2 protein-coding genes are annotated in these 4,447 nt (G+C 54.5%); both read left to right on the forward strand.

Annotated elements, in window-relative coordinates; all coding sequences use genetic code 11:
- On the forward strand, positions 1–1,554 hold a 1,554-nt coding region (locus H8Q75_RS06990; protein ID WP_297040982.1), incomplete at its 5' end, for a glutamate synthase-related protein.
- A gap of 56 nt (positions 1,555–1,610) precedes the next feature.
- The coding region (locus H8Q75_RS06995; RefSeq protein WP_297040983.1) for an ATP-binding protein at positions 1,611–4,447 on the forward strand (2,837 nt) is incomplete at its 3' end.

A 4,447-nucleotide genomic window follows, 5' to 3' on the forward strand; every position in this document is an offset into this window, starting at 1 on the left:
CACCACGACATCTATTCGATCGAAGATCTATCCCAACTAATCTTTGATCTGCATCAGATCAACCCCCAAGCGCAAGTCTCTGTGAAGCTGGTGGCCGAAATTGGTATTGGTACGATTGCTGCTGGGGTCGCCAAGGCCAACGCCGATGTGATTCAAATTTCCGGTCACGATGGTGGCACTGGCGCGTCACCCCTAAGTTCGATTAAGCATGCCGGCAGTCCCTGGGAACTGGGCCTAACGGAGGTGCACCGCGTTCTCCTAGAAAACCAACTGCGCGATCGCGTGATTCTGCGGGTGGATGGTGGCCTCAAGTGTGGCTGGGATGTGGTCATGGGAGCCCTGATGGGTGCCGAGGAATTTGGGTTTGGTTCGGTGGCCATGATTGCTGAGGGCTGTATCATGGCACGGATTTGCCACACCAATAACTGCCCCGTGGGGGTGGCTACTCAAAAAGAGGACCTGCGCAAGCGTTTCCCCGGCCTCCCTGAGCATGTGGTGAACTTTTTCCTCTTTATTGCTGAAGAGGTGCGCTCCATTCTGGCAAAACTGGGCTATCGCACCCTCAATGAGATCATTGGCCGCGCCGATTTACTGGTGCCGCGGCAGGATGTCACCCTGACCAAGACTGGCCCCCTGAATTTGGCTTGCCTGACAAAGCTGCCCGATACGCGGAGCGATCGCCGCTGGTTGCAGCACGAAACCGTGCACAGTAACGGTGCCGTGCTCGATGATGAAATTTTGGCACGCCCAGAGGTGCAAGCCGCCATTGAGAAGCAGCAAACCGTTGAACTAGAGCTGCCCATTGTCAACACCGATCGCACCGTGGGGGCACGCATTGCCGGTGTCATTGCCAAAAAGTACGGCAACACTGGTTTTGAAGGTCAGATTACCCTCAACTTCCGAGGCAGTGCTGGCCAGAGCTTTGGGGCCTTCAATTTGCCGGGGATGATTCTGAACCTCACCGGCGAGGCCAACGATTACGTGGGCAAGGGAATGCACGGGGGTGAAATCATTATCAAGCCCCCTGCCAATGCCCCTTACGCAGCTGCGGACAACGTCATTATTGGCAATACCTGCCTCTATGGCGCCACGGGTGGGTTCCTCTTTGCCAATGGCCGTGCTGGTGAGCGCTTTGCTGTTCGCAACTCCAAGGCCTATGCGGTTGTGGAGGGCACAGGGGATCACTGTTGTGAATACATGACCGGTGGGGTGGTTGTGGTCTTGGGTACCACGGGTCGCAATGTGGCTGCCGGTATGACAGGGGGCTTGGCCTACGTTTTGGATGAAGCCGGTAACTTCCCCGCCAAGGTCAACCCTGAAATTGTCAAGCTGCAGCGGGTCACCTCTGCCATTGGCGCCGCTCAACTCAAGCAACTCATTATTGCCCACCACGAGCGCACGGGCAGTGCCAAGGCGGCCATGATTCTCGAGCGATGGGAGCAGTATTTGCCCCTCTTTTGGCAGGTGGTGCCGCCCTCGGAAGCCAATACACCGGAGGTGGTGGGGGAGGCAGCACCCCAGACGGATAGTAAAGTCCTGAGTCCCCTTTCCTAAAGCCTTGCTCTTTTCTAGCTAGCCTAAAATAAAAAAAACATAGGGGGGCGATCGCCATGCTCAGCAAGCTATCCTTTCGCCATAAGCTCTTGCTGGGAACGCTATTGCCCATTGTGGTCATCTACACTGGCCTCTTTCTCTACATTCGCTCGCGGGTCATCCGCCGCAGTACCGCTGACTATGAAGCGTGGCAGCGGGAATTAGCGTCACTCTATGCCCAGCAATTTAGCAATGCTCTACAGGAAATCACGGGGCTGGCAACCACCAGTGCCAATGCCTTAGAAGCGTTTCCTGCCGTCCGTGAGGAGGAGCTGTATTCATTTCTGCGTCGCAATCTCAAAATCAGCCGTTTAGCCTATGGGACAGCAATCGCTTTCACCCCCTACAGCTTCTCCCCTCGGAAACGCTTATTTGCCCCCTACGTCTACAGAGACATACATCGCAACAGACTGGTACAAAAGGACACTGGGCGCATCTACGACTACACCCAGGTCAGATGGGACTGGTACAGGGAAGCTATCCGCACTGGCCAACCGCAATGGAGTGATCCCTACTTTGATGCAGGGGCAGGTAATGCCTGGATGGTGACCTATGCCGTTCCCTTTTACCGCCAGGGGCAAATTCGCGGTGTTGCCACGGTGGATGTGGCACTGCCAACGCTGCAACAGGAAATCGATATCCAAGGGCTACGGCAGGCGCAGTTTTTTGTTCTGGATCGCAAGGGACGGATTATCTTCCACGGGGATCCTCAGCTCATTGGCCAGTCAATCCTCTACATTGCCAAGGAGTACAACCGCAGTGATCTGGCGGCTTTGGCTAAAGCGATGATCAGTGGCCACAGTGGCCATCTTTGGATGACTGATTGGGTCTCCAATGAGCAGCAATGGTTTTTTTACACCCCAATTCCCGAAGTTGGTTGGAGCCTGGCCATCCGGGTGAGGGAAGAGGCGCTGCTGGATTTTATTCATCAAGAAACATGGGCAGGTCTGCTGATACTCGTCGTCTCTTTTGGTTTGATTAGTCTGGTGACTTTGGGGGTTACCGGCTATATGGTGCGCCCAATTCAGAGGTTGGCTGCCGCTGCTCACAAAATTGCCCTCGGCAATCTGGACATTGCAGAGGAGGTAGATACCCACAGCCAAGACGAGTTGGGGAACCTCGGTCGCACCTTTGTGGATATGGCGGCACAACTCCAGGAGAGTTTTGATGAACTCCACCACTTTAATCAGCGGCTTGAAGAAAAGGTGAAACAGCGTACTGCTGCCCTTGAGGCCGCCAACCAACAACTGAGCGAAAAAGAACGGGTGCTCCATGATCACAATGTTGCCCTTGTTCAGCTCAGCCAATCTCCCCATGTACAGCAGGGGCACTTTCGCATGGCCTTGCAGGAGATTATTCAGGTCACAGCAACAACACTGCGCGTCCAGCGGGCTTCGGCATGGGAACTCCAGGGCGATCGCCTGAAGTGTGTTGTGCAGTATGACCCCGCCGCCAATAACCATTCTCAACCCACGTACCTCACCCATTCCCCCTATCCGGAGTACCTAAAACTGCTGCGTACGGGTGAACCCCTCGTCGTCAATGATTTACTCACGGATCCGCGCACCCACGAACTGCGGGAGTATGCCAGAGTGCAACGGGTGTATTCCCGCATTGATGCCCCGATCATCTTCAATGGCCAATTATTGGGAGTGATCTGTGTTGAGAGTATTGGTGAGCATCGGGTTTGGCTAGTGGAGGAACGCAGTTTTGTCTCCAATGTCGCTGATATTGTGACCATTGCCCTTGCTGCTCATCAACGCCATCAAGCGGAGCGGGAGCTGCTCAAGGCTAAGGAAGCCGCGGAGGCCGCCAATAAAGCCAAAAGTATTTTCCTGGCCAATATGAGCCATGAACTGCGCACCCCCCTCAATGCCATTCTCGGCTTTAGTCAAATTTTGCTCAGCGATCGCACCCTTGCACCGCAGCATCGCCAAACCCTTGAAAAGATTAATCGCAGTGGCGAACACCTGCTGGGTTTGATTAACGATGTCCTAGACATGGCCAAAATTGAGGCTGGACGGATGATACTTCAGAAAACCACCTTTGATTTGCGGCGGATGCTGCGGGATCTGGAAGAGATGCTGAAGGTGCGAGCTGAAGCCAAGGGGTTACGTCTGGTCTTTGATTTGCCTGCTAATCTGCCTGTGGCGGTGACGACCGATGAAATGAAGCTCCGCCAGGTGTTAGTCAACCTCCTGGGAAATGGCATTAAATTCACCAAGGAGGGGAGCGTCTGCCTCAAGGTCAGCTATCCAGCCCCAGATCCCCCTCGCCTTGCCTTTGAAGTCAGTGATACAGGTATTGGCATGACTCCGCAGGAGTTGAAGATGCTTTTTCAGCCCTTTGTCCAAACCGATAGCAGTAAAAAAGTCAGCGAAGGTACCGGTCTGGGGTTGGCCATTAGCCGCCAGTTTGTGCAATTGATGGGGGGGAATATTCAGGTGCGTAGCACCAAGGGGAAAGGCAGCCACTTCTACTTCGAAGTGCCAATTGACCTTGGAGATCCCCGATCGCTACAGCAGGAAAAGGCACAAGCTATTGTTGGCCTGCGATCGCCCACCTCAGAAGTCCGCATTCTGGTGGTGGATGATATTCCTGAAAATCGCCAACTCCTCACTCAACTCCTAGAACCGGTCGGATTTCGTTGTCGCGAAGCTAGCAATGGTCAAGAGGCAGTGGAGATCTGGCGAGCATGGCAGCCCCATGCCATTCTCATGGATATTCGGATGCCCGTCATGGACGGTAAAACGGCCACGCGACAGATCAAGAAAGAAGTGGGCGATCGCCTGCGGCGCGGCGAAGTCGTCTGCTCCCCGAAAATTCTTGCCGTTACCGCCAGTAGCTTTGAGCA

Source organism: Thermosynechococcus sp. OHK43, assembly GCF_014466085.1.
Lineage (GTDB): Bacteria > Cyanobacteriota > Cyanobacteriia > Thermosynechococcales > Thermosynechococcaceae > Thermosynechococcus.